At 42.0% G+C, this 24,220-nt stretch carries 17 protein-coding genes and 1 other annotated feature; of the genes, 1 reads left to right on the forward strand and 16 read right to left on the reverse strand.

Going from position 1 to position 24,220, the window contains the following annotated elements; genetic code table 11:
* Positions 1-536 precede the first annotated feature (536 nt).
* The 7 genes from NBH03_RS07335 to proS all read right to left on the reverse strand — a co-directional run bounded on the left by NBH03_RS07335 (position 537) and on the right by proS (position 9,270).
* Entirely contained in the window at positions 537-1,793 is a 1,257-nt protein-coding gene (locus tag NBH03_RS07335) for a Uma2 family endonuclease (RefSeq protein WP_250798647.1), read from the reverse strand.
* A gap of 431 nt (positions 1,794-2,224) precedes the next feature.
* The gene (locus NBH03_RS07340) at positions 2,225-3,400 is read right to left on the reverse strand and encodes a phosphoribosylaminoimidazolecarboxamide formyltransferase (RefSeq protein WP_117540356.1); all 1,176 of its coding nucleotides are present in this window, start codon (positions 3,398-3,400) and stop codon (positions 2,225-2,227) included.
* Positions 3,401-3,415: 15 nt separating this feature from the next.
* On the reverse strand, positions 3,416-4,132 hold the full coding sequence (locus tag NBH03_RS07345) for an IMP cyclohydrolase (RefSeq protein ID WP_215631483.1): 717 nt from the start codon (positions 4,130-4,132) through the stop codon (positions 3,416-3,418).
* A gap of 151 nt (positions 4,133-4,283) precedes the next feature.
* Positions 4,284-5,744, reverse strand: coding sequence for an SLC13 family permease (locus tag NBH03_RS07350; RefSeq protein ID WP_015513910.1), 1,461 nt, complete (start codon positions 5,742-5,744; stop codon positions 4,284-4,286).
* 23 nt (positions 5,745-5,767) lie between these two features.
* Positions 5,768-6,760 (reverse strand): amidohydrolase family protein, encoded by a 993-nt coding sequence (locus tag NBH03_RS07355; protein WP_250798649.1) that lies wholly within the window; start codon positions 6,758-6,760, stop codon positions 5,768-5,770.
* A gap of 148 nt (positions 6,761-6,908) precedes the next feature.
* Positions 6,909-7,835, reverse strand: coding sequence for a LysR family transcriptional regulator (locus NBH03_RS07360; protein WP_250798650.1), 927 nt, complete (start codon positions 7,833-7,835; stop codon positions 6,909-6,911).
* A gap of 1 nt (position 7,836) precedes the next feature.
* Complete coding sequence (gene proS / locus NBH03_RS07365) at positions 7,837-9,270, reverse strand: proline--tRNA ligase (protein WP_221718396.1); 1,434 nt, start codon at positions 9,268-9,270, stop codon at positions 7,837-7,839.
* A 108-nt stretch (positions 9,271-9,378) separates the two neighbouring features.
* Positions 9,379-9,642, reverse strand: a binding site (T-box leader).
* A 211-nt stretch (positions 9,643-9,853) separates the two neighbouring features.
* On the opposite strand from proS, the gene NBH03_RS07370 reads away from it, so the two are divergent.
* The gene (locus NBH03_RS07370; RefSeq protein ID WP_250798651.1) at positions 9,854-10,063 is read left to right on the forward strand and encodes a hypothetical protein; all 210 of its coding nucleotides are present in this window, start codon (positions 9,854-9,856) and stop codon (positions 10,061-10,063) included.
* A gap of 59 nt (positions 10,064-10,122) precedes the next feature.
* Here NBH03_RS07370 and NBH03_RS07375 read toward each other — a convergent pair whose 3' ends face one another.
* The 9 genes from NBH03_RS07375 to NBH03_RS07415 all read right to left on the reverse strand — a co-directional run bounded on the left by NBH03_RS07375 (position 10,123) and on the right by NBH03_RS07415 (position 23,761).
* Positions 10,123-10,719, reverse strand: coding sequence for a GNAT family N-acetyltransferase (locus NBH03_RS07375; RefSeq protein WP_250798652.1), 597 nt, complete (start codon positions 10,717-10,719; stop codon positions 10,123-10,125).
* A 16-nt stretch (positions 10,720-10,735) separates the two neighbouring features.
* Positions 10,736-11,440: an RluA family pseudouridine synthase gene (locus tag NBH03_RS07380; RefSeq protein WP_250798655.1), complete on the reverse strand. Its 705-nt coding sequence runs from the start codon at positions 11,438-11,440 to the stop codon at positions 10,736-10,738.
* Positions 11,441-11,663: 223 nt separating this feature from the next.
* Positions 11,664-16,988, reverse strand: a complete 5,325-nt coding sequence (locus NBH03_RS07385) for a penicillin-binding Tp47 domain C-containing protein (protein ID WP_250798664.1) — start codon at positions 16,986-16,988, stop codon at positions 11,664-11,666.
* A 197-nt stretch (positions 16,989-17,185) separates the two neighbouring features.
* A complete protein-coding gene (locus NBH03_RS07390; protein ID WP_250798666.1) occupies positions 17,186-18,058 on the reverse strand; it encodes a 4Fe-4S binding protein in 873 nt (290 codons plus the stop codon).
* Positions 18,059-18,511: an FMN-binding protein gene (locus tag NBH03_RS07395; RefSeq protein ID WP_227082340.1), complete on the reverse strand. Its 453-nt coding sequence runs from the start codon at positions 18,509-18,511 to the stop codon at positions 18,059-18,061.
* A gap of 2 nt (positions 18,512-18,513) precedes the next feature.
* Entirely contained in the window at positions 18,514-20,505 is a 1,992-nt protein-coding gene (locus NBH03_RS07400) for an FMN-binding protein (RefSeq protein WP_250798668.1), read from the reverse strand.
* A gap of 16 nt (positions 20,506-20,521) precedes the next feature.
* A complete protein-coding gene (locus NBH03_RS07405; protein WP_250798670.1) occupies positions 20,522-21,547 on the reverse strand; it encodes an FAD:protein FMN transferase in 1,026 nt (341 codons plus the stop codon).
* A 392-nt stretch (positions 21,548-21,939) separates the two neighbouring features.
* Positions 21,940-22,944, reverse strand: coding sequence for an electron transfer flavoprotein subunit alpha/FixB family protein (locus tag NBH03_RS07410; RefSeq protein WP_227082343.1), 1,005 nt, complete (start codon positions 22,942-22,944; stop codon positions 21,940-21,942).
* 13 nt (positions 22,945-22,957) lie between these two features.
* Positions 22,958-23,761 (reverse strand): electron transfer flavoprotein subunit beta/FixA family protein, encoded by an 804-nt coding sequence (locus tag NBH03_RS07415; RefSeq protein WP_250798673.1) that lies wholly within the window; start codon positions 23,759-23,761, stop codon positions 22,958-22,960.
* Between the last annotated feature and the right edge of the window lie 459 nt (positions 23,762-24,220).

Below are 24,220 nucleotides of genomic sequence, written 5' to 3' on the forward strand. Positions count from 1 at the left end.
TGTTTGATTTTGGTTAAGATTCACAGCTAGCTGTTATCTCTTCCCGTTTTACTTTGGTTTGTGTTCTTAAAAATTCTTTTTAGGAATTTTCGGGATTGTTTTGTTGTTCAATTATCAAAGTTCGTTACTGCTCGTTTGAAGCAGCTTGTCTATTTTATCAAACCGGAAAAAGTTTGTCAACAACTTTTTTCATTTATTTTCAAATTTCTTTCTGATCTGATGGAATCTGTGCTGTTTCGCATTGTTCTCGCTGACAGCTTGATTATGATACCACTCCCATTTTGAATTGTCAACAGTTTTTTTAATATTTTTGATAATTTGTTGAATTTCTTTTCCTTCCTTCAAAATCCGATGCTGTTATCGTTGTTAACAAACTATCTCTATTATTGTTTCTATATTATCTCTATTGATCTTGAATTGTTTTAAAGTCATTCTTCCAAAATGATGCACATTTTGGAAGATGACCTTTCTGAACATCCCCCCAACCGTTTTGTTATCCCTATATGAAATTTAATGCTGCTTTCATACCATCAATCCTAATCAAATTCTTTCAACACTTCACTCATTGTCAATTCAAGTCCCGGCAATGTGCCTACCGGAATCTTTTCATGGAAATCATAAACCGATGTTTCTATATTGTCCTCCCCTTCTGGCACAGATGGCAGATAACGAACCACCATGACCTGCTGCTTCCAATCATTGACAATCCAATACTCACCCACACCATGGTACTGATACAATTGGGCTTTGTCGATATAATCCTGTGCGGCCGTTGCAGGCGTTACAATCTCAATAATCCACTGCGGCACTCCCCTGTAAATATTATCATAAATCACTTCCCCACTGCTGATGAGGAATAAATCCGGCGACACAACCGAATCCAGCAGATCCAGTTTCTTCAGTTCCACCAAAATAGGAGCAAAACACAACTGATAGGGAAGTTTCTCCCTTTTCAAATACGACTTTATCGCAAAATACAAATTGCCGCGCACATTCTGATGTCTGAATGCCGGCATGGCAGACTCCCTGATATTACCCAACAGCAATTCTACCAACGACGTATACTGCAGTTTATTCTTCCTCGTATTCATCCACTCATAGAAAGCTTCTGCTGAATATTGTCTCTCCTGATAGCCGCCATACACACTGCTGTTCTCAGCCACAACCTGTACACTATTCTCAGGATAGATTTCCTTCTTGAAACGGTAAAACATCGCCAGCTCTTTCAGGCTTCCTCCGCCATCCCACAAAACATCGGAAATACAGCATTCAAATCCCGGATAACACACACTCCGCATGCTCTGCTCAAAAGAATATCTTCTATATTCAAATCCATTTCTATAGGAATATGTATAAACAAATTCTTCATTGAGATCGATCAGCCAATACTCTCTCACCCCATTCTTGCCGTATAATACAGCTTTATCCAGACAATCATAGATTGCATTGCCATCTGCCAGAACTTCCACAATCAATTTCGGGATCTTGTTCAATTCAGAAGTACGAATCATACCGCCGCTGTAACTCTCACTCTGCTCAACAACTGCAAGATCCGGCTGAAAAATATTGCTCTCATCCAAATGAAAATCTACCGGTCCGAATAATACCTGATCCGTTTTCTTCCTATTAAACAAATAATCCTCCAGCATTGTTCCCAGCAGGAAGCACAGCTTATGTCCATCCTCCCCAGTCATCTCCGACTGTACAACATGCCCACCAACAATTTCGCAGCTAATACTCTGTGATGCCGCGTTTTTTCTAAAGTTTTCCAACTTACACATATTTGCTTCCAATATTATACCTCTCCTCTTTCTGCCTTCCCCTCATTGGTTCAAGCAATATTTACAATAATTGTTAAAAGAAGTATAACATGTCCTCATTTCCCGGTAAAATATCATCCATTGACGGAATGTGCCATCTCCCTTCACAATATGACACACCCCACAATCAATCTTCTCTATTCGACAACAATCGACCCTGTTTCTTTTTAAAATTTTATTACACCTTCTTTTTTAATTTTATCTTGTCGTCTTTCTGTTAATTCCTGTTGCTACGTTTTCCACACGAAAAAAAGACTACTATCAAAATGTATCTGCACATTTCAACAATAGTCTCTTTCATTGTATTCTATAAGCATACAGCCTATTCAACGTATCCCTTCAATCTTGTACAAACGAAATGCAAAATCCTACGCGATTGGTATAGTTATTTACGAAACGATGTACTAGTGATGGAACAGTCTGATACCTGTAAAGCACATGGTCATACCGTATTTATTGCAAGTTTCAATGACCTGGTCATCTCTGACAGAACCGCCCGGCTGAGCCACATATTTCACGCCGCTCTTATGGGCTCTCTCGATATTATCCCCGAATGGGAAGAAAGCATCTGAACCAAGTGCCACATCCTGAAGTTGATCAAGCCATGCTCTCTTTTCTTCACGGGTAAATACTTCCGGCTTTTCTGTAAATGTTCTCTCCCATTCACCATCTGCCAGCAGATCCATGTATTCATCACCGATATACAGATCAATGGCATTGTCTCTATCGGCACGTCCGATTTTCTCCTTAAACGGCAGATTCAATACCTTTGGACTCTGACGCAGGAACCAGTTATCTGCCTTCTGACCTGCCAGACGGGTACAATGGATACGGCTCTGCTGACCTGCGCCGATACCGATAGCCTGTCCGCCCTTCGCATAGCATACAGAATTGGACTGTGTATATTTCAGTGTAATAAGTGCAATCACCAGATCGATTTTGGCTGATTCCGGCAGTTCTTTACTTTCAGTAACGATATTGTTCAGCATCTCTTTGTCAATAACCAGTTCATTTCTCCCCTGTTCAAATGTAATGCCGAATACTTCCTTGTGTTCCACTGGTGCCGGACGATAGGACGGATCAATCTGGATAACATTGTAATTGCCCTTTTTCTTGGCTTTCAGCATTTCAAGTGCCTCCGGTTCATAGCCCGGTGCAATGACACCGTCTGAAACTTCACGCTTGATCAATTTGGCAGTTGCCACATCACACACATCCGACAGGGAAATAAAATCGCCGAAAGATGACATTCTGTCAGCACCGCGGGCACGGGCATAAGCATTGGCCAAAGGTGTCAGTTCACCCATATCATCAACCCAGTAAATCTTTCTCTCAACGTCAGTTAACGGCAGACCAACAGCTGCACCGGCAGGGGAAACATGTTTAAAAGAAGTTGCCGCAGGAAGTCCCGTTGCTCTCTTTAATTCACTAACCAGCTGCCAGCCGTTGAAAGCATCCAGAAAGTTGATATATCCCGGACGTCCGTTTAAAACAGTAATCGGAAGTTCTCCCTCATTCATAAAAATACGGGATGGTTTCTGATTCGGATTACAGCCATATTTTAATTCTAATTCTTTCATCTGATCTACCTCCGATTAGTGATTCTTGTTGATGATTCTTGACTCGTATTTACCAGTTGCAATATCAATAAAACGAACAAAAAGGGAAACTTTATTGTCTTCATTGAGGTTTTCCCAGATTTCTTTTGTCCAGGCATCAATGTCGTTAGTATCAACTTTCACCCATGTCGGCTCACCCTCAAAACTTGGCAGTGGATTGCCGTCCCCCATATAAGTATGAATAAAATGGCCTTCACCTGCAGGCACGTTGTTATATGCAAATGTATAGCGGTTGCATGAATCCGGATTGCCGTTGTTGCTTTTTAAAATAGACATAGCATAGTTGAATTTTGCATTCTCCACATGCAGGATACCAGAAATACGAGGTGTGTAATTCGGTGCATCCGGCTCAAATTCACGGCTTCTGAGAGACTGCTCGAATGTAAGCTGGCGATCCATACCTTCATAAATGGTATCTGTCTGGTCACCATTTGTCACAATGGTCTTGTTGCCAAGCACTCTGACCGGTGCATAAATAATCAGGCTTGGGTCTTCAAGTTTGGAAGGATCAAAAGCTTCTGTACGAATACCTTCACCATCTTCTACAAAAACACGATTTCGGCTGTTGACGCTTCTTCCCATAATAAAATAAGCTGTAACCGCTTTGCTTCCATCGGCAGAACGACCAATGATAATACCTCTGCCCGGATAAGATGTAGATGACAGTTCCTGACTGATTGCTACCATTTTCATGAATATTCCTCCTTGTATTCCATCATGTATAAAATGCATGTAAGTTCAATACCTACATGCATTTTAACACTAGTTGTTTTTTTTTACAACAGGAGAGGCTATTAATCTGCATTAATATTACTTTGCATTTATATAAGTAATATTAATATATCTACAAAATCATCGCCATACACGTAAACAGCAACGCTGCAACAACTGCATAAACAATGGTTATGATAATTCCTTTTGTCCAAATAAACTTTGTGTCGATGCCTTCATATCCAAGTAAGATTGGCGCAGTTCCATTCGCCGCAACCGTCAAATACGCATTCCATGCACAAAATACAAGCGCCGTCATAATAACAACCGGATTAATATTTGTAAAATTCGCTACAAAAGGACCTACAACACTGCCAAAGATAATCACTGTCATCATATTGGAGAAGAAATTGCTTACAATAATTGTAATCAAACATACAATCAACATTAATACAAAGATATTATCAATACCACCCAAAATCGGTTTAAATACCTGGCTCAGCCAACCCATAATACCTGAATCTTCACTTGACACATAATTTCCAAGCATCATAAAGCCGCCAATTGCAAAAAGCGTATTCCAATCCACACCTTCTTTGAGTGCCCGTCTGATATCCATGATCGGTTTGCCATCCATATGAACAATACAAAGAATAGCCACAATCATGCAAAACCACAAAGAGCCACCAAATCTACTTAGAAAAATCGTGATTGCCGCGCCTGCAGGAAGTAATGCTACCACAAAGCTATACAGTGCTGCAATGATAAAAGATATAACTAAAACCAACTGCTTTTTTGTTACCTTGTTGTCACCTTCGGATGATAATTTGCCTGCGTCAATATTTGCCATCTTACTCATATCTGCTCTAAAAACAAATTTCATCATAAGAACATAGATAATAATAAATACGACATCAACAACTAACCCGGAGATGGTATAAGCCACTGTTGAAACTTCTGCACCAAATGCTGTACTAATAGAATTCAGTGAAGCAAAAACCATACCATTTGTAAATGGGAAAAACATACAACCCATTGTTGCAAACATATAGGTTCCCACCTGACACAGCTTGTAGTACTGACTATCTGTATCGTATCCTGCCTGTTTACAAAGTGTTTTAACCAATGGCAATCCGAACATTAACGCGCCAAATACACTTGTAAAAATTGCCATAACAAGGAGCGCAAAGAACAGAACCATCGTAAACAATACCGGTCTTCCTTTAAGCACTTTCCGTGTTAATAAAAAGTGGGCAACGACATATCCAAATCCACTTTCATTTAATGCCCAACTCAACGGAAAGACACCAAGCATCATAACAACTGTACCATTGCTAAATAATGCTGCTGCAATCGCATTACCGTCTGTACATCCATAAGCAACTAATCCTGCCATTGCTGCAAAGATTGGCCAAATCAAACTATTACTGCCGATTACCATCAACAATGTACCAACAAATACAAAGAAAATCGTAACGCCTGCAGGTGTCAATGTACTCCACGGTTGTATAAACGCCGGACATATAAATGCACAGATTAAACCTAATATAACAAAAATCCAATTAACCAGACTAAACCCTTTGATACTCTCCATATTCACACCCTCTTCAAAATGAATTATAAGTCAAAATATTTCTCAGCATTTTTATAATAAACTTTTTCAGCATCAACAATCGATATAGGTAATTTGTCAACAAATTCGACACTGCGAATCATGTCTTCCATCGGATAATCTGTCCCAAACATAATTCTTTCACTTCCAAATGTATCATACGCACATTGAAATGCAGGAACCGAAAAATTACCACTCGTTGTCATCCAAATATTGGTGCCAAAATATTCACTTGGCATTTTCTTATTTTTTGCTAAATTCGTCCACTTTGAGCGAAGATAAGCATCATCTAATCTTTGAATAAGGAATGGAAAAGCTTCACCACTATGCCCGATAACAATTTTTAACTCTGGCAGTCGATCAAAAATACCACTTAAAATCAGTCTTGTAAGTGCCACTGCCGTATCTTCCGCAAAGCCTAATCCAGATGTGGCCAGCGCAGGGCCCCAGCCTTTAAAGCAGTCCGCAACAGGTACTGTAGGATGTATGTACACAAACATTCCTAAATTAACCACCGTTTCAAATAAAACATACATGTCTGGATCATCCAGATTCTGACTGCCATAATTTGAAAATGCATTCCATCCTACAAAGCCATATTTCTTTCTGCAGCGTTCTAATTCACGCACTGCCGCCTGTATATTCTTTACATTCAAAACCGCATAGCCTTTAAATCGATCTGAATACTGAGCAATGGCACTTCCCAATGCATCATTTATTTTTTCAGCTTCTTTAATTCCCATTTCTGCAGGTAACTGCTCCACACCGAGAGAAGCTGACAAAATGGCCGTATCTACACCAGCATCATCCATATCTTTGATTCTTTTTTCACCCAATTCCAAAAGTTTCGGAATGATCGGCCGAATCCCAATCCTTCCGTCACCCCCATGATACATGCTTTGATCAGAGGTTCTGAAGCTTGGAATTCCTTCTCTGTCAGCAATTGCATCGAAAAAGTCCTGCGTATAATAATGTGCTTCAAAATCAATCTTTTTCATCAAATATATCCTCCACTATATTTTTCAAAAGATAATCCGGATTCTTTCTGCTTATAATTATATAGACTTTTTCTTTAAAATTGAAATATCAGAACTAAATGGATTCACCATTCATTTATTTAAAATAGGCATGAATGTTTTATTTTTATCAATACACTTTTGAGATATTTGGCACGACAGGATGTGCTGCTTCTTCAACCTCACTGACAAAATTCTGGATACAAGGGTTATCATTATCTTTTCTCCAGATCATCTCCAGATTAGCGACAGCCTGTATGCCCTCGAGAGTCAATGTATGAAATCTGTCATCTGTCAAAAGCACAGATGTAATTAATGATGAAAGCAAGGAAACACCCATTCCTGCCTGTACCATCAAAAAAATAGCTCCCGGAGAGAAATTACCTGTAATAAAGTTCGGCATAAAACCCGCTTTCATACACATATTGGTAATCTGTTCCTGCAGCTCAGGGGTCTCCCCTGCATCAAACATTAAAATTTTTTCATCTTTTAACATTAATGGATTCACCATTTGATAGGCGGCTAATGGATGTTGATTACTTACGATCAGTTCAACTTGTCCTGCAAAGATATGGCGATATTCTAATTCTGGTTTGCGCTCCAACATATCATGTGTAATGGCAAAACCAACATCCCATTCTCCATCTAAAACTTTTTGATTGGCTTCCTGTAACCTGGTCTCTCTTAATTGCATATCAACCATTGGAAACTTTTCATAAAAGCTTCTAATGGCAACGGGCAAAATATTCTGCGTAAATAGTTCAAGATAGCCCACTTTTAACGTTCCTGACAAACCTGTTCCCAATCGGGCAACCCGATTAATCAAGGCATCGTATTTTTTTATAATTTGAAGGCTTTCATCATAAAAAAGCTTACCCGCCTTTGTCAATACGACACGGCGGGTAGTTCTTTCAAATAATTCGACCTCCATTGTTTCTTCCAGTTCACTGATATACCGACTCAATGTCGGCTGACTGATATAGAGCTTTTCTGCAGCTTTTGTAAAATTCAGACAATCCGCTACAGCAATAAACATACGAAGTCGATTAATATCCATTTTAGTATGCTTTGCCCCAGTAAACCATCTTCTTAGCCGGACGTCCGCAGCATACGCATACATCGGATAAATGTTCCTGTGCAAATGGCATACATCTGGATGTTGCCGTTGTTTCTTCTTTGATCTTGTCTTCGCAGGCACGATCACCGCACCACATCGCTTTCACAAATCCAGGCTTATTGGCAATAATATCCTTGAATTCATCATAGTTTGTGGCTACATAAGTGTGTGCATCTCTGTGTGCACGTGCCTTTTCAAACATATCGGACTGGATCTGTTTCAGCAGTTCATCCACCTTTGTTTCAAGTTCATCCAGGCTGACAACAATCTTTTCACCTGTATCACGGCGAGCCAGGACAGCCTGATTCGCTTCGATATCCTTTGGCCCGATTTCAACACGAACAGGGATGCCGCGCATCTCTGCCTCTGCAAATTTCCAGCCAGGTTTGTTATCTGTTGCATCCAGTTTCACTCTGAAACCGCTGAGTCTGTTTTTCAGTTCTTCTGCTTTCTCAAGGACACCTTCCTTGTGCTGGGCAATTGGAATAACAATCACCTGTGTCGGAGCGATCATTGGCGGCAGGACAAGACCATTGTCGTCACCGTGAACCATGATAATAGCACCAATCAGACGGGTTGTCATACCCCAGGATGTCTGATGGACATACTGCAGTTTATTTTCTTTATCTGTGTACTGAATGCCGAAGGCTCTTGCAAAACCATCACCGAAGTTATGGCTTGTACCGGACTGAAGGGCCTTGCCGTCATGCATTAACGCTTCGATGGTATAGGTTGCTTCTGCACCGGCAAATTTCTCCTTCTCTGTCTTCTGGCCTCTGATAACAGGCATAGCCAATACCTGCTCACAGAAATCTGCATAAAGATTCAGCATCTGCTCTGTTCTCTCTTTGGATTCTTCTGCTGTAGCATGGGCGGTATGGCCTTCCTGCCACAGGAATTCTCTGGAACGCAGGAACGGACGTGTCTCTTTTTCCCATCTTACAACGGAACACCACTGATTGTACATCTTTGGCAGATCACGATAGGACTGGATTTCTTTGGCATAGAAATCGCAGAATAATGTCTCGGATGTCGGGCGGACACACATTCTTTCCTGAAGTTCATTCAGACCACCATGCGTCACCCATGCAACTTCCGGTGCAAAACCTTCTACATGATCTTTCTCTTTCTGGAGCAGACTTTCAGGGATAAACAGCGGCATGTAGACATTCTCAACACCTGTTTCCTTGAAACGTTTGTCCAGCTCATGCTGAATATTCTCCCAGATTGCATAACCTGCAGGCTTTAAAGCCATACAGCCTTTAACACTTGTATAACCGATCAGACCTGCCTTAACAACAACATCTGTATACCACTGTGCAAAATCTTCGCTCATGGATGTGATCTCACGAACCTGTTTCTTTTCCTTTGCCATTTTACATTCTCCTGTTTCTACTATAAATAAATAAAAAGGGGAAGTACGCTCTGCTGCAGCAGAAAGCACTTCCCCTTGTCTATTCTCTCCACTGCCAGCCATCAGCTGAACAGGGACCAAAATTCATTCGGCGGTACCACCCTATTTGAAATCTTCACTCGATTGCCTCGAAAATGTCAGACAGCAGATACTGCATCTGTCCTGATTCATATACTGAAGACTTCCGCTCAATTGTCCATAACGCCGGACATGCGCTGTACTTTCATACAGAACTCCAAGGCAGGTTCATCTGTACATATGGAGACACCTCACACCGCTGATATCCTCTCTGAGCCACTGACGCAGACTACTGATCCTCTTCACTGTCATTCACATATAAATATGTTTTCACAAAAATCATTTTATGACAGGAGATGGCCTTTGTCAAGATTTTTTGCCTTATAACGACTGTGTAAATGAATTTTTCCTTGCACTTCTCCACAAATAAGTCATCATCGTCCTTGGCTTTTCTTTTCTGCTCATTGCCATTGAAGGATGGCTTGAGGGCAAAGTCGCTGTTTCCGGTCTGCTGGCTGTTGTCAGTATGGCCTGCGTTCTGAAAGCCAAAAGTACAACTTTCGTATCCAAAAGATTATCTGAGAAATTCGGCAAACTCTGGCTGGCAGCTGAAGTCATCCTCTTTGTTCTTGTGGGTGCCGCTGTGGATATCCGTTACACATTGGAAGCCGGCCTTTCTGCCGTTTTGATGATTTTATTATTACAGCGCCACTTGGGGCACCGGAAATGGATATGACGTATAAAAAATTCTTAGAAAAAGAAAAATAAAATCGCGCAACCATAGTTCATAAAACCCTATAAAATAAGTTCAAATATCTCCCGGACATCCATCTCCGAAAATGGAATAAATGCTTCCGGATTCTCCGGATGTTCCCCGATCATCTTCTCCATCCAGATCATGTCATACCATCTATTGAACTTATAGCCGCACTTCTTAAATGTGCCCACCAATTCATATCCCAGATGCTCATGAAAATGCATACTGTCATTTGTCAGATGTTCGTCCTCATGCTCTGTATAGGCAATGCAGGCATACAGATTGCTGATATGCTGTTTCTTGAGAATCTTTTCAAGTGCCTGATACAAAAGTTTTCCGCAGCCGCTGCGTTTGTAGTCTTTATCCACATAAATCGACGTTTCCACAGCCCAATCATAAGCCTTTCTTTCATGAAAAATCGATACATAAGCATAGCCGATGATATGTCCTTCCTGTTCAGCCACGATATACGGATAGCGTTTGAGGGTGCTTTCGACTCTTCCTCTGAATTCTTCTTCCGACGGTACTTCATACTCAAATGAAATCGCTGTATTTACCACATAAGGGGCATATATTTTTAAAATCTCAGCAGCATCCTCCGGTGTCGCCAATCTGATCATCACTGTTCTGTTCATTTTCTATTTCTCCTGCTTATTTACATTCTTCAGCTTTAAAATGGGCTGTAATCTGTGATCCTGCAGGCACTTTAAATGCCAGATGCTTCTTTGTCACCGGATGATCAAATTCCAGATGCCATGCAAACAACGCCAGGTCAAACCAGCCTTTCTTATCCGCAAAAACGGGATTGTAGCGGGTATCTCCCCAAAGCCCTGCACCGGCATGGGCCATCTGGACACGGATCTGATGCCGACGTCCTGTGATCAGATGGACATTCACCAGAGAATACTGCTGACCCTCGTCAAATTTTGTCCGTTTAACCTTATATTCAAGCACGGCTTTTTTGGCGCCGGAAGTTTTGGCGTCCACCACCTCTGTTCTATTGGTCTTGCCGTTGCTGAGGAGCATATCTTCCAACCGTCCTTCTTTCTTCGGAAGGGTTCCCGTCAATACCGCCAAATATTCCTTGGTCATCTTATTGCCTCGCACCTGTTCACTGAGCTTTCCTGCCGCCTGCTGCGTTTTGGCATAAACCATGACACCGCCCACAGGCTTGTCCAAACGATGGATCACACCGATATACGGCATACCTTTGACCTTCTTCTCCCGAACAAGATAATTCTTCAGCCAGCTCACCATATCCATATCCGCCAAGCGTTCCTCCTGGGAGGCCATCCCGGCAGGCTTCACAACCACAATAATGTCTTTATCTTCATATAAAATCTTTACTTCTGCCATTTATCTATCCTTTTCTGTCCTTTACATTTTTATGTCTATTTCTTTGCTTCATTCAGAATATCGACATTCTTCTATCCACTATCATAGCAGAAGTATGGACACTTTTAAAGTACTCCTGCAAAGTTCAACTCAATATAAAATTCAGGTAACCGTTCATAAAGAGAAGGGGCCCGCATGAAAGCGGAGCCCCTTCTTGGCATTCGAATATTCAATTCATCAGGAATTATTCCTCATCTTCTCTTTTAGATTTCTTTCTGAGTCTTAATCCTAAACCACCAATACCAACGGAAGAAATTGCTGCACCAAGCAAGCCGAGTACGCTTACAGGATCACCTGTCTTCGGGCTGTTCTTACTTGTTGTCGTATTTTTGTTTGTTGTATTGTTCTTGTTCGTTGAATTGTTGTTATTATTGTTGTTTTTCTTGTCATCCGTTGTCGCAGTTGTATCAGCTGCTTTCTTCAGGCCATCAATTGCTGCCTGCAGTGTCTTTGCTGCTTCATCTACAGATTTCTGAGATTCTTTGACATCCAGGGCTTTTTCTGCATTTGTTAAAGCCGTCTGCAAAGTTGACCAGGTTGCGGCTGTGTAGTCATTCTTCTTGAGCCCCTTAGCTGTTGCAATGACCTTTTCAAGAGCTGCTGTATCCACAGCTTCTGTCTCATCCTTCTTATCATCCTTTGTCTCTTCTTCTGTTTCAGCAGGTGTTGCTGCTTTCAGTGCATCAATAGAAGACTGGAGACTTGCTGATGCTGCATCCACTGCTTCCTGTGACTCTTTTGCTTCAAGGGCTGCCTTTGCTGATGTCAGAGATGTCTGCATTGCTGCCCAGCTATCTGCTGTGTAGTCTGCTTCTTTCAGTCCTTCTGCCTTGGCAATGGTTGCTTTAAGGGCTTCTGTGTTGACTTCTGCCGGAGCAGGAGCTTCTTTTGTTGTATAAGTGAAACTCTGTGGCAAATAACCGGTTGCACTTACTGTAATCTCAAATGTATCACCTTCTGCAAATGGTGCGGCATCTGTCTTAATAGAACCATCTTCGTTAATAATAACTGTTGCGCCACGACCTGTTGCTCTATAATCCTTACCATTAACATTGACTACAGTAATGTTCTTGATGTAATCAACAAATTCTTCATCTGTCGCATCTGCTGCCTTAACAAAGGCTTTCTTATCCGCATCATATGCAGCCGGCATTGATTCTGTGTAAAGTTCAAAATCTGTTGTGATATCTGCATATTTGCCATTCTTATCAGAAATTGTTAATGTGTATTTACCTTTCTTTGCATTGCTGAATGTTAATACACCATTCTGAACGCTTACCCCGTCAAGGCCATCTACTTTGTATTCAGCAGCATAATCATCCGGCAGACCGGTTACAGTAACTTCTGTCTTGCCTGCTGTAATTGCCGCATTGGCTACTTCAAGGTCATGTGTGAATTTAACCGGTACATAAATATCTGCCAATGGAATATTGTACATACCTTTATCTGTATAATAGGTGACAGAAGTAATTGTCTGACCCATCATTGCTTTATAATGATCAGATGAAGTCGGGCAGCCATGAACAGCTTCTGTAAAGCCTGCTGCCCAAGCCAGTTCTTCCATTCTCCAAATGTTCTCAAGATGACGCAGACCATAGCTGCTGCCTTCTTTTGTATTGATCACAACGCCATTGATATTTGTCACACCAAGCTCTGTCAGTTTATCGCGAAGACCATCAATATCTAACTGATAATCGCCGTAACCTGTCTCTGTTGACAGTTCTGCGCTTAAGCCTTCCAGTGTTGTCACATTGCCGACTGTCTTACCGAATGTCAGATTGCCATCTTTATCAACAGAGACTTCCTTGTAGTAAGATGGAACTTCTGTCAGATTATAATATGCATAATCTGCATTCTGGAACAGAGCATCCTTGCCTTTGTAAGTTGTTGTACTTGTCTGTCCTCTGTTTGTAACTGTAATGTCAACAGAATCGTCATCTGTTACCTGTGTATATTTGGACATATCCATATCATCCGTTACTTTAACAGGGAATGTGATACCGTCAATCTGACTGCCGTCAGCATTTGTATGGTAAGAACCACCTGCCAGAGATGCTGTTCTTGTCTTATTCAGTGTTGCTGATGTAAATACGTCTACATCCACATCATTGTTCACTTCTGCCTTGTAGAACGCAGAATATGGAATGTTCATCAGCACATACTGAGATTTCAGGCTGGCAATCGCATTATTCAAATGTTCTGCTGCTTCATTCACCATTTCCTGAGTATGCTTTCTCTCAAGCTCTGTTTCTGCCTCTTCTAATTCGCTTTCTACATTACTCCAGCTCTTTGCGGTGTAAAGTTCCTTATTCAGACCTTTTGCTTTTTCAATTGCAGCTTCCAATTCACTTGTATCTGTCACAGGATTCGCTTTGGCAATATTCTCTTCTGTTGCCTGGAACTGGTAAGTCACATCTTCATATCCAAGGGCAGTCACTGTAATTGTCCAGTAGCCTGTACCATCTGTACCTGCAGGCAATGTGCATCTGAGAGAATCTGTCAGGCCAAGCTGAATACCCGTTGATTTATGCATCCAGTTATCAGCTGCAAACTTTGTACCATAAGTTGCCAAGGCATTCTTATATGTACTGTCTGAACCATAATATGTCCACTTCACAGCCTGCATATTTGCGGCAAGATCGCCATAGTCTCCTTTCATATCTACACGAAGGAACTCACCATATTTTCCTTCTCCTTCCTGAACTGTCAAGCCAACATCAGTTGCAGAAGGTGCTGTCTTTAATGCCTGCTCTTTAATACCGGATTCTGTACCTGCGGCTTTCGCAGAGAAGCTGAAGGAGCCATCTGAATTCTTAGTTGCTGTCTTAAGTCCATTTGTTGCAGATGTTACTTCTGCTACCAGACCATTGTAGCTGCTCAGTTTGTTTTCAGAATAACCGCCTGCCAGTGTGCCGCCATTTTCAACTACATCATATTTTGCTTTGAAAGCTTCATAATCATCTTTTGCAACTTTGACCGGCACATATTTAAGACCTGTTACATGATGCTCAGTCATTTTTGTTGTTGTACCATCTGCTTCTGTAATTGTTCCGCGGTTAAATGTAATCTCATTGCCATCTGTCAGCACTGCTTTTGTTGTTTTACCTTCAGATTTCCAGTACGAAATCTTGTATTCCTTACCATTTTCTGCCTCAATCACATCTGTACACTGGAAGCTTCCTCTGTGAAGACCATGATTTGCTGTTGCTCTTGTAACTGTATCAAATGCACCCTTGTCATACTCATCACGAAGGTCATATGCATCGGAAGAAGAAGCATCACCTGCAGCCTGAACGCCTTCGGCTGCCCAGTATTCTGCCCAGCTAAGGCCTGCATAAACATAGGTATAAGCGTCTTCATATTTATATGTAAAAGTATAATCTTTTGCATAACCTGTTGCTTTGACAACAATCTCAAATTCCTGTCCATCCTTTGCATTGGCAAATGGTTTTGCAGTTGCATCAATAGAGCCATCTTCTTTGATAATTTTCACAGCACCTTTGCCGGAAGCCGCATAAGGTGTCCCATCTACAGATACAGATTCAATACTCTTGACATAAGCAGCTAAATCATCTGCACTGTAACCGTCTGCAGGTACAAGTGCTTTCTGATCGCGTTCATATATAATTGGTGTAACTTCTGTTGTTAATGTGAAATCAGCAGAAATGTCCGCATATTTGCCGCTCTTATCTGTTACCTTTAATGTGTATTTGCCAACCTTTGCATCAGCTGCTGTATAAGTCAGCACGCCATTTTCTACCTTAACATTTTCAAGACCTTCGACACTGTATTCAGCCTCATAATCCGATGGAAGCTTGTTCAATGTTATTTTTGTTTCACCGCTGGATGCTTTTGCATCAGCAACTTCTACACTGCCGTCAAATTTTACAGGAACATATACACTCATAGGGATCTCATAGATACCTGCATTTGTGTAATAGGTTACTTTACTGATTGTCTGTCCCATCATTGGAACATAATCCTTATACTGAAGCTGGTTGCCGTGCGCTGTTGTCACAAAACCTGTGCTCCATGCCAGCTTAGATATTTTCCAGATATTCTCTACATGACGAAGGCCATAGCTATCGCCTTCCTTTGTTCCTACAACAACACCATACACTGTTGTAATATCATCTGGCAAACCTGAAAGATTCATCTGATAATCACCGTAGTTTGATGAAGTTCTGAAATCCGCAGTCACATTACTCAGTGTCTGTACTTCCGCGCCTTCTGCTTTACCAAAGCTTAAAGAACCATCTTCATTAACAGTCGCTTCCTTATAATATGAAGGCACCTCGCTCAACATATAATAAGAGTAGCTTGGGCTTTCAAATAACGCATCTTTGCCTTCATAAGTTGTTGTTGTCTCCTTGCCTTTCATTGATACGGTAATATCAACTTTACTGCTGTCTGTCACCTGAGTCAGCTTGTCAAGAGCAGACGCATCCTCAAGCTTAACAGGATAAACAATGCCCGTAATATCTGAACCATCACTGCTCACATGATAAGAACCTGCAGCAAGGCTGGATCTTGTCTTATTTAATGTTGCTGATGTGACAGCATCGGCATAGTCAACACCTTCTGCTGCGTAGAATTTGTCATAAGGAATATTCATTAATACATAAACTTCCTTTGCTACTGCATTCTTTTCAAGAGCCTCAATAGCCTTTGTCAGTTTTGCCTCTGCTGCATCCACCTTTTCCTGGCTTTCTTTGGCTTCAAGAGCTGCCTTTGCTTCTGTCAGAGCTGTCTGCATTGTCTTCCAGCTATCTGCTGTATAATCTGCTTCTTTATCTTTAAGCGCATCTGCCTTTGCGATGGCTGCCTCAAGTTTTTCTGTGTTGACTTTTACCTCTTCTGGTTTCTTTGCAAGGGCATCAATTGCTGTATTCAAATTGCCCGCTGCTGTGTCTACTGCATCCTGGCTTTCCTTTGCTGTAAGAGCTGCATCCGCTGCTGTCAAAGCTGTCTGTAATTTAGCCCAGCTTTCTGCTGTATAATCTGCTGCCGTCAGACCTTTTGCCTTTGCAATAGCTGCTTCAAGGTTAGCTGTGTTGACTTCTACTGTCGCTGATGGCGCATCATTAATTGCAGAAACAAGTGCTGATTTAACTGTCTTTGAAGTACAAGTTGCCCCAGATACAATATCCCATGCATTAACAGTATCTTCTGTAGCTGCTTTGCCAACCAAAGAGCTATATCCAGCAGAATCTCCCCAGCCATCCCTTGCATCATTCATATATGACTGGTTCTTTCTATCCACGTTGCCAACTGGAGTTACCGTAATATCTGAGAACTTTCCATCTTTAACCGTGAGAGATACCTGAACATCATATGCTTTGAATTCCCCATCCTCATCAGGTTCAATCTTTACTGTCTTCGTATACGTATTATCCGCTGCAATAGTCTCTCCAGTCACCGCAAATGCAGTTGTCGGGCACACGCCGGCTGTCATCGCTGCAATCATCAGACCGGCCAATGTCTTATTAATTAATTCATTCTTTTTCATATCGTCCTCCTTGTAAGTATGAAATTTGAATTATGCATTTAGTGTAAAATCCAACTCAAATCGAGCCATTTATTAAAAATCAGCGTTAGCACACGCTAATCATTAATCCTTTTTATGGAGCTGTATGCCAATGGCACCCCAGCCCCTGTTTTTTGATTCAATCACTCATTTTCCGGCGATTTTTCTTTCGCCAATACTTAAATTCCCAGCCAAATAAACAGGCCAAGCAAAATCAATGCCCTGATCACAGTGAATACCACTTCATTGCCTTTGATGCCCGGCAGTCCGCAATGGATATTCATCCGTGGACAGGTGTCAATACATTTCTGGCACTGGAAACAGTCACCGCTGACATCCAGCGAACCGGCCTCCGGCAGACCGATATCTGACGGACATTGTTTGGTACAGGCACTGCAGCCTTTGATGCACTGTTCCCGTTCTCTCTTAAGGGTGAAGAATGGCAGCATCGGCAGTAATGAGAATACTGCACCCATCGGACACAGGAATCGACAGAAAAATCTTTCCTGAACAGCCATGCCCACCATAATCAGTACCAGCAGGACAATTCCCAGCAGATAGCCGCCTAGCTTAAAGTTAAAGGCATGCAGCATAGAGAAAACATCCCATGGACTGTACCCCTGTGTCTGACTGTACACACCTTTGAAGCAAAGGAGTACAATCACAGCCAACACAACGTATTTCACCTTTGAGAGTTTTGAAGTTACTGTTTCCGGCAGTTTCACCGGCTTTTTCTTGATTTTTTTGCAAATCCACACATAGACAAAGTGAACTGCATCCCCAAAACTTCCGAATGCACATGCAAATCCACAGAAGAAACGCCCGAATACAATGGTATACAGACACAGGACAATCAGTACCGACACAAAAGAGGTCAGACCGATTTTTTCCCCTGCACCCAACTGTGTGAAAATATATTTGACGCCTGCAAAAGCGGCTGTATAAGCTGAGGGCAGAAACAGGAAATATAAAAGTTGTATGATTGCCCGAAGCCAGCCGTGCATCTGCTTGCGCTGCTTTTTTGTAAGATGATGTATATCGATTTTGCTCATTTATTTTGCCGCCTCTTCCAATGCCTGCGCAACTGCATTTTTAATCCCGGTGGAGCTGAATGTTGCTCCGCTGATCGTATCTACATCTGCGCTCTGTGCATCAATGATTGTCGGGATAATATCCTCCGCCATGGAAAGATAAGCGCCATCCTCCTTTTCTGCTGATACAATACTGATATCTGTAATGGAACCGCCCTCAACAGTGACTTCCACCTGAATGACTCCGCCAAATCCCTGTGCCTCGCCTTTCCAGATGCCATCTTCATAACTGCCGCCTGCCGCATCCTCCTGGGACTGCATGACAGACTGCTTATATAAATTGGCACTTTCCAGGTCTGCTGTCAGTTTCGCAATCTGATCATCCTTATCCCGCAGTGTCAATACAGTGTTATAGCCGATTAACAATGCAACGATAAGTACCAGATTCACCGCTCGAACCGAAAATGTCTTCATCTCTATTTACCTTCCTCTGCCAGTTTTTTTGCTTCATCCAGTGCTTTCTGGCAGCCTTCGATAATCGCATTGGAGGAACAGGTTGCTCTTGCAACTGCATCAATGCCTTCCGGCATACCTTTTTCTGTAATTTGTGTCACCACACCCACATACTTTGAAGTACCCTGGGCCGCTTTTTTTATATAGCTGTCATTGTCGCTGTCACCATTGCCGCTGATGCCTGAAATATCTGTAATCCGGTCATTTTCAATTTGAACCGTCATGGTCAAATCGTAAGCTTCAAAATCTCCATCTGCATCCGGCTCACAGATAACAGAAACGGTATAGGTGCCATCTGCATAAGTTCTGTTTGCCGGTTTCTCTGTCTCGCTTTCTCCCGGTGTCCGCTTTGCAGCCTCTAATGCCTTCTGGCATCCCTCGATAATGGTATTGGATGAACAGGTTGCTCTTGTCACCGTATCAACGGCATCAAGGCCGCCTTTTTCTGTAATCTGCGTTACAACCCCCGGCAGTTTTGAAGTACCTTCTGCTGCACGTTTGATATAGCTTTCATTGGATTGATCGCCATCACCGACAATGTCTGTGACTGCTGTAATTTTGTCATCTTTGATATGAACGATCATTGACAGATTGTAAGCTTCAAAATCCTGATCCTCATCCGGTTCACACACAACAGAGACGGTATAGGCACCATCAATATAAACGCTGTCGCTATTTTCAGTATCTGTTTCGCGTTCTGTCTCTGTTTCGCTTTCCGTTTCAGTCTCAGTTTCTGTCTCCGTTTCCGATTCTGCTGGTTTACCGCTGTTACCGTTTTCAGCTGCTTTGAAAGCTTCCCTCAGGGCTTCAACAATACCGTTGGAGCTGTACGTTGCTCCAGACACAGTGTCAATACCTGACAAATCTGTTGACTGGTTTTTCAGGACTTCGTTAATGATACTCTTGGCTCTGTTAAAGAAAGCAGCATCATCTTCACATTCTGTCACCAGTATGGCTTTGATGGTCTTATCCTGGATCACAACTGCCAGCTGAATATCTCCGGCATATCCTTCACCTGTGCCATAATAGATACCCTCTTCGTAAGGTACTTTTCCTTCGACAATTGTCGAATTATTGTTGCTGTTGTTATTGTCATTATTGTTATTGTCATCATTGCTGTCATCGGCATCATTTGAAGAACCATTAACTACTGCCTGTTTCAGTGCCGCACGCACCGCATCAATAATACCTCTGGAACTGTAAGTAGCACCTGAAACCGCATCCACATTGGTACTCTGGAAACTGATGATATTTGGAATCAATCCCTGGGCCTGACTCATAAAACTGCTGTCATCATTGTGGCTGACGACGTTAATATCAGTGATTTTTCCATCCGCAATAACAACCTGTACCTGCACTTCACCATTAAATCCGGTGCCGCTGCCATAATAGGTGCCGTCTTTCCATGTCTGATTGGAATCATCCACAGTTTCGATGGATGGTGAACTCTGACTACTGCTGCTTGCCGTCGTAGCCGGTGTGCTTGTATCCTGCTCTCCAGTCAGGGCATTCTTTACAGCACTGATGATACCGTTGGAGCTGTAGGTTGCCCCGGACACCACGTCCACATCCAGTGTCTGTCCGGCAATAATTTTGTCAATGGCACCCTTGGCTCTGTTAAAGAAAGCCTCATCATCCTGGGTGCTGAGAATATTGATTGCAATAATACTCTTGTCTTTAATTTCTACAGAAACAGAAACTGTACCAGCAAAACCGGTGCCGCTGCCCTTGTAAAAACCATCTGCCAAATCGAAGTTTCCCTTCTTGGCCTGCTTAGTTTCTTCTGTTTCCTGCTTTTTCTCTTTTGCATCTGCTTCGGTACTCTGAATGTTTTCCGGCTGCTCTACCTCATAAACCGGCGCTGCATAGCCTTTCAGCGCCGTACCGACGCATCCCACGACAACAATTGTCGCAAGAATCGGCATATAGCCGCCAAATCTTTTCCAAAACTTCATCCTGCGTCATCCTCTTCTACTTTTCTACAATTTCAAATTCTCTGTCTGATGTAAAGCTGTCTTTTATCCCCTCTGAGACATAAAGCTTTTCATCATCTGTTAGGAGAATCATATCAAATTCATCACTGTGCGCTTTCCAGTAATCAGTGGCTTTGTCCTTTCCCATAACAAACAAAGATGTAGAAAGACCATCTGCCAATGTACCGTCCGCACTGACAATGGTTACGGAAATTAAGCCGTTATCCGCCGGATATCCTGTTGACGGGTCGATAATGTGATGATATGTCACACCGTCTTTTTCAAAATAGCGCTCATAACCGCCGGATGTAATAATGGCCTTATTCTTCGTCTCAAGAACCCCCAGATATTCATCTTCTGAATCGGGGCTCTGAACCGCTACACGCCACAAGCTGCCATCTGGTTTTGTACCAAATACCTGGGCATTTCCTCCCAGATTTACCAGGCCGCTTGTCACACCCTTCTCCTTGTAAATATCCATAATCCTGGAGGATGTATAGCCCTTGGCAATACCACCGAGATCAATCTGGACACCATCCTTTTTGAAGCTGACGGTTGAAGTCTCCTTGTCATAATCAATCAAAGAAGGATCCGCCAGTTCCAGCGTTGCCTTCAATGTGTCTGCATCCGGCACCTGATAATTGCCGTCAGTAAATCCCCAGGCCTTCATCACCGGGTAAATCGCCACATCAAATGCGCCATTGGTGCTTTTATAAAGTTCCAGAGAACGTTCCATCAGTACCGCACCATCTTCTGATAACTGTCCGCCATTATTCGCATTAATCTGCCCAATCTCGCTGTCTTTCTTACCTGTGGACAACAGCGCATCCAGTCGGTTAATCTCATCCACCGCTGCATCAACAGCCGCATCACCGTTAGAACCGTAAGCCTTCACTGTCATATAGGTATCCATGGCAAAAACATCTCTGACCGCCTCTGCATCATCAGAAGCATTTTCTGAAGTCAGTTCCGAAGATGTGACAACGTTTTCAGAACTCACCTCAGAAGAGACCTCAGTTTCCATTGAAACATTTCTCCCGGAGCAGGCTGTCAAAATAGCAATTGTCGCAGATATCATAATAGTTCTTATTATTCTCTTCATCATAATATCCTTTCATTCAGTTAGGTTCTGCTAACGATTAGTATTTTATCGCGTAAGAAAAAAGCTGTCAATTAAAAAAAGCCGCTAAACATGCGGCTTAAATGATAAATTCTCTTAATAGGATTTAGCAATAAAATTTTCTCAGTTATTTTAGGTTAGTTGATAATAACTTATCATTAACAGTAACGTAAATCATTTTCATTTATTCTCTTTGCCAGAGCTTAACCATGACGATATTCGAAATTTTCCCCCGCCGCATACAAAAAGCCCCGCGGCCAAAGCCGCAGGGCAAACATAATACATCTGGTATGAAATTATGCGTTTACTTTCTTGATCTGATCGATCATGATAGGGATGATAGTGAACAGGTCACCAACGATACCATAATCAGCAACATCAAAGATAGGTGCATCTGGGTCTTTGTTGATTGCTACGATGCAATCAGAACCAGAGATACCAGCAGCATGCTGGATAGCACCAGAAATACCACAAGCGATGTACAGCTTAGGACCTACAGTCTTACCTGTCTGGCCTACCTGATGTGCACGTGGAATCCAACCTTCATCAACAGCTGCACGGGAAGCACCTACTGTTGCCCCAAGTACATCTGCTAACTCACGGATAACACCAAAGCCTTCTTCTGAACCTACACCACGACCACCGGAAACGATGATTTCAGCTTCTTCAAGGTTAACAGCTTCAGCAACTTCTTCGATTCTCTTGATCAGTTTTGTTCTGATCTGATCAGCAGCTACATGGATATCTTCACGAGTGATTGTACCCTCTCTGCCTTCAACCAGTTCAGGTTTCTTGAATACACCTGGACGAACTGTACCAAGCTGCGGACGGTTGTCTGGGCAAAGAATCATAGCCATCAGGTTACCACCGAATGCCGGACGTGTCCAAACCATGTTGCCAGCTTCTACATCATAGTCAAGACCTGTACAGTCAGCTGTAAGACCTGTATTCAGATCACAAGCCATCTTAGGACCAAGGTCACGGCCGTTGTTGGTAGCACCGATCAGGATTGCTGATGGTTTATGCTTGTCAACAAGTGTCTTCATAGCGATGCTGTATGCATCTGTTGTATAGTTAAAGTATTCGTCGCCTTCAACGAGAATAGCTTCGTCAGCACCGTATTCGATTGCTTTCTTAGCGATATCTTCAACCTTACCGCCGATAACAACTGCAACAAGCTTAGCGCCCATCTTATCTGCAAGTTCACGGCCTGGATTAAGAAGTTCGTAGCCAACTGGCTTTACTTCATTCTCTTCTGTCTCTACAAATACCCAAAGATTCTTATATTCTTCAAAACTCATGCCCATATCCTCCTTACAGTACTTTGGCGTCTACAAGCAAATCAACAAGCTTAACTGCTGATACTTCAACTTCGCCTTCATTAACCATTACACAGTTCTTATTCTTCACTGGTGTAAATGTCTTTCTAACCTTTGTAGGAGAACCCTTAAGACCACAACGTGTCAGATCGATATTCGGAATATCTTCTGATGTGATAACTGTGATTTCTTTCTTGCGGGCTGCCATCTTACTCTTGATCGTAGGATATCTTGGATCAAATTCAGTCTTAACAACTGTTACGATTGCTGGTTTCTGAACAGAAATCATATCATAACCTTTGTCGCTTTCTCTCTTAACGATGATATCATCGCCTTCTACAGAAACTTCTGCTGCATATGTAACCTGTGCAAGACCCATATGTGCTGCAATTTCAGGACCAACCTGACCTGTATCACCATCGATAGCCTGTTTACCAGCAAGGATGAGGTCAAATTTGCCTTCTTTCTCTTCGATAGACTGGATAGCTGAAGCTAAGATGTAGCTTGTAGCCAGTGTATCAGAACCGCCGAATTTTCTGTCGCTGCAAAGATATGCTTTGTCGCCGCCAACTGCGAGACACTCTTTTAATGCATCCTTTGCCTGATCTGGACCCATGGATAATAATGTAATCTCTGTGCTTGGATCTGCGTCTTTGATTCTTGCTGCAACTTCAAGTGCGCATGCATCAAATGGATTGACAATACTTGGTACACCTGCACGAATCAGTGTATTCGTTACTGGATCGATCTTAATCTCTGCAGTATCAGGTACCTGTTTTACACATACTAAGATTCTCAAAATAAATACCTCCTTATTTCAGTAAGCTTCTTAATCACACATATTCATACCAGATTAAATATGTAATGAATCTCTCAGAAACGCCACTACATACATCCTACACGTTTTAGAATGTTTTGTCAAGATTTTGACCAACTTTTCAACGTTCCAAAAAGTAAGTTTTTTATTCCTAAAATTCATTAATTCCGCTATTTTATTGAAATTCGTCGAATTATTTTGTGAAAAAGGCACAGTTGGCTTTTCATAATAAATTCAAAACCAGTCAAAATTGCACATAGTATACAATAGTTTGTACTTATATTAATTACCATGCGAAATATTTTTTATTGCTTGCACGCAATCGGATGTTCGAATATTTGTGACAACTCAGTTATTTTTTTGTCGGACCAATTTTTTTTAGGTTCAAAAGCTGCAGTACCCCAAATAAGTGCAGTACGGACTTCAAATATCTAAAAAGGG

Origin of the sequence: Coprococcus intestinalis (genome assembly GCF_023656595.1) — a bacterium.
GTDB classification, from domain to species: domain Bacteria; phylum Bacillota; class Clostridia; order Lachnospirales; family Lachnospiraceae; genus Coprococcus_A; species Coprococcus_A intestinihominis.

Coding starts and splice junctions, on each gene's coding strand:
- NBH03_RS07340 (WP_117540356.1), bottom strand. CDS start 3,400: ATGAAAGAATTAGAATTAAAATATGGCTGTAATCCGAATCAGAAACCA.
- NBH03_RS07345 (WP_215631483.1), bottom strand. CDS start 4,132: ATGAAAATGGTAGCAATCAGTCAGGAACTGTCATCTACATCTTATCCG.
- NBH03_RS07350 (WP_015513910.1), bottom strand. CDS start 5,744: ATGGAGAGTATCAAAGGGTTTAGTCTGGTTAATTGGATTTTTGTTATA.
- NBH03_RS07355 (WP_250798649.1), bottom strand. CDS start 6,760: ATGAAAAAGATTGATTTTGAAGCACATTATTATACGCAGGACTTTTTC.
- NBH03_RS07360 (WP_250798650.1), bottom strand. CDS start 7,835: ATGGATATTAATCGACTTCGTATGTTTATTGCTGTAGCGGATTGTCTG.
- proS (WP_221718396.1), bottom strand. CDS start 9,270: ATGGCAAAGGAAAAGAAACAGGTTCGTGAGATCACATCCATGAGCGAA.
- NBH03_RS07370 (WP_250798651.1), top strand. CDS start 9,854: ATGGCCTGCGTTCTGAAAGCCAAAAGTACAACTTTCGTATCCAAAAGA.
- NBH03_RS07375 (WP_250798652.1), bottom strand. CDS start 10,719: ATGAACAGAACAGTGATGATCAGATTGGCGACACCGGAGGATGCTGCT.
- NBH03_RS07380 (WP_250798655.1), bottom strand. CDS start 11,440: ATGGCAGAAGTAAAGATTTTATATGAAGATAAAGACATTATTGTGGTT.
- NBH03_RS07385 (WP_250798664.1), bottom strand. CDS start 16,988: ATGAAAAAGAATGAATTAATTAATAAGACATTGGCCGGTCTGATGATT.
- NBH03_RS07390 (WP_250798666.1), bottom strand. CDS start 18,058: ATGAGCAAAATCGATATACATCATCTTACAAAAAAGCAGCGCAAGCAG.
- NBH03_RS07395 (WP_227082340.1), bottom strand. CDS start 18,511: ATGAAGACATTTTCGGTTCGAGCGGTGAATCTGGTACTTATCGTTGCA.
- NBH03_RS07400 (WP_250798668.1), bottom strand. CDS start 20,505: ATGAAGTTTTGGAAAAGATTTGGCGGCTATATGCCGATTCTTGCGACA.
- NBH03_RS07405 (WP_250798670.1), bottom strand. CDS start 21,547: ATGGAAACTGAGGTCTCTTCTGAGGTGAGTTCTGAAAACGTTGTCACA.
- NBH03_RS07410 (WP_227082343.1), bottom strand. CDS start 22,944: ATGAGTTTTGAAGAATATAAGAATCTTTGGGTATTTGTAGAGACAGAA.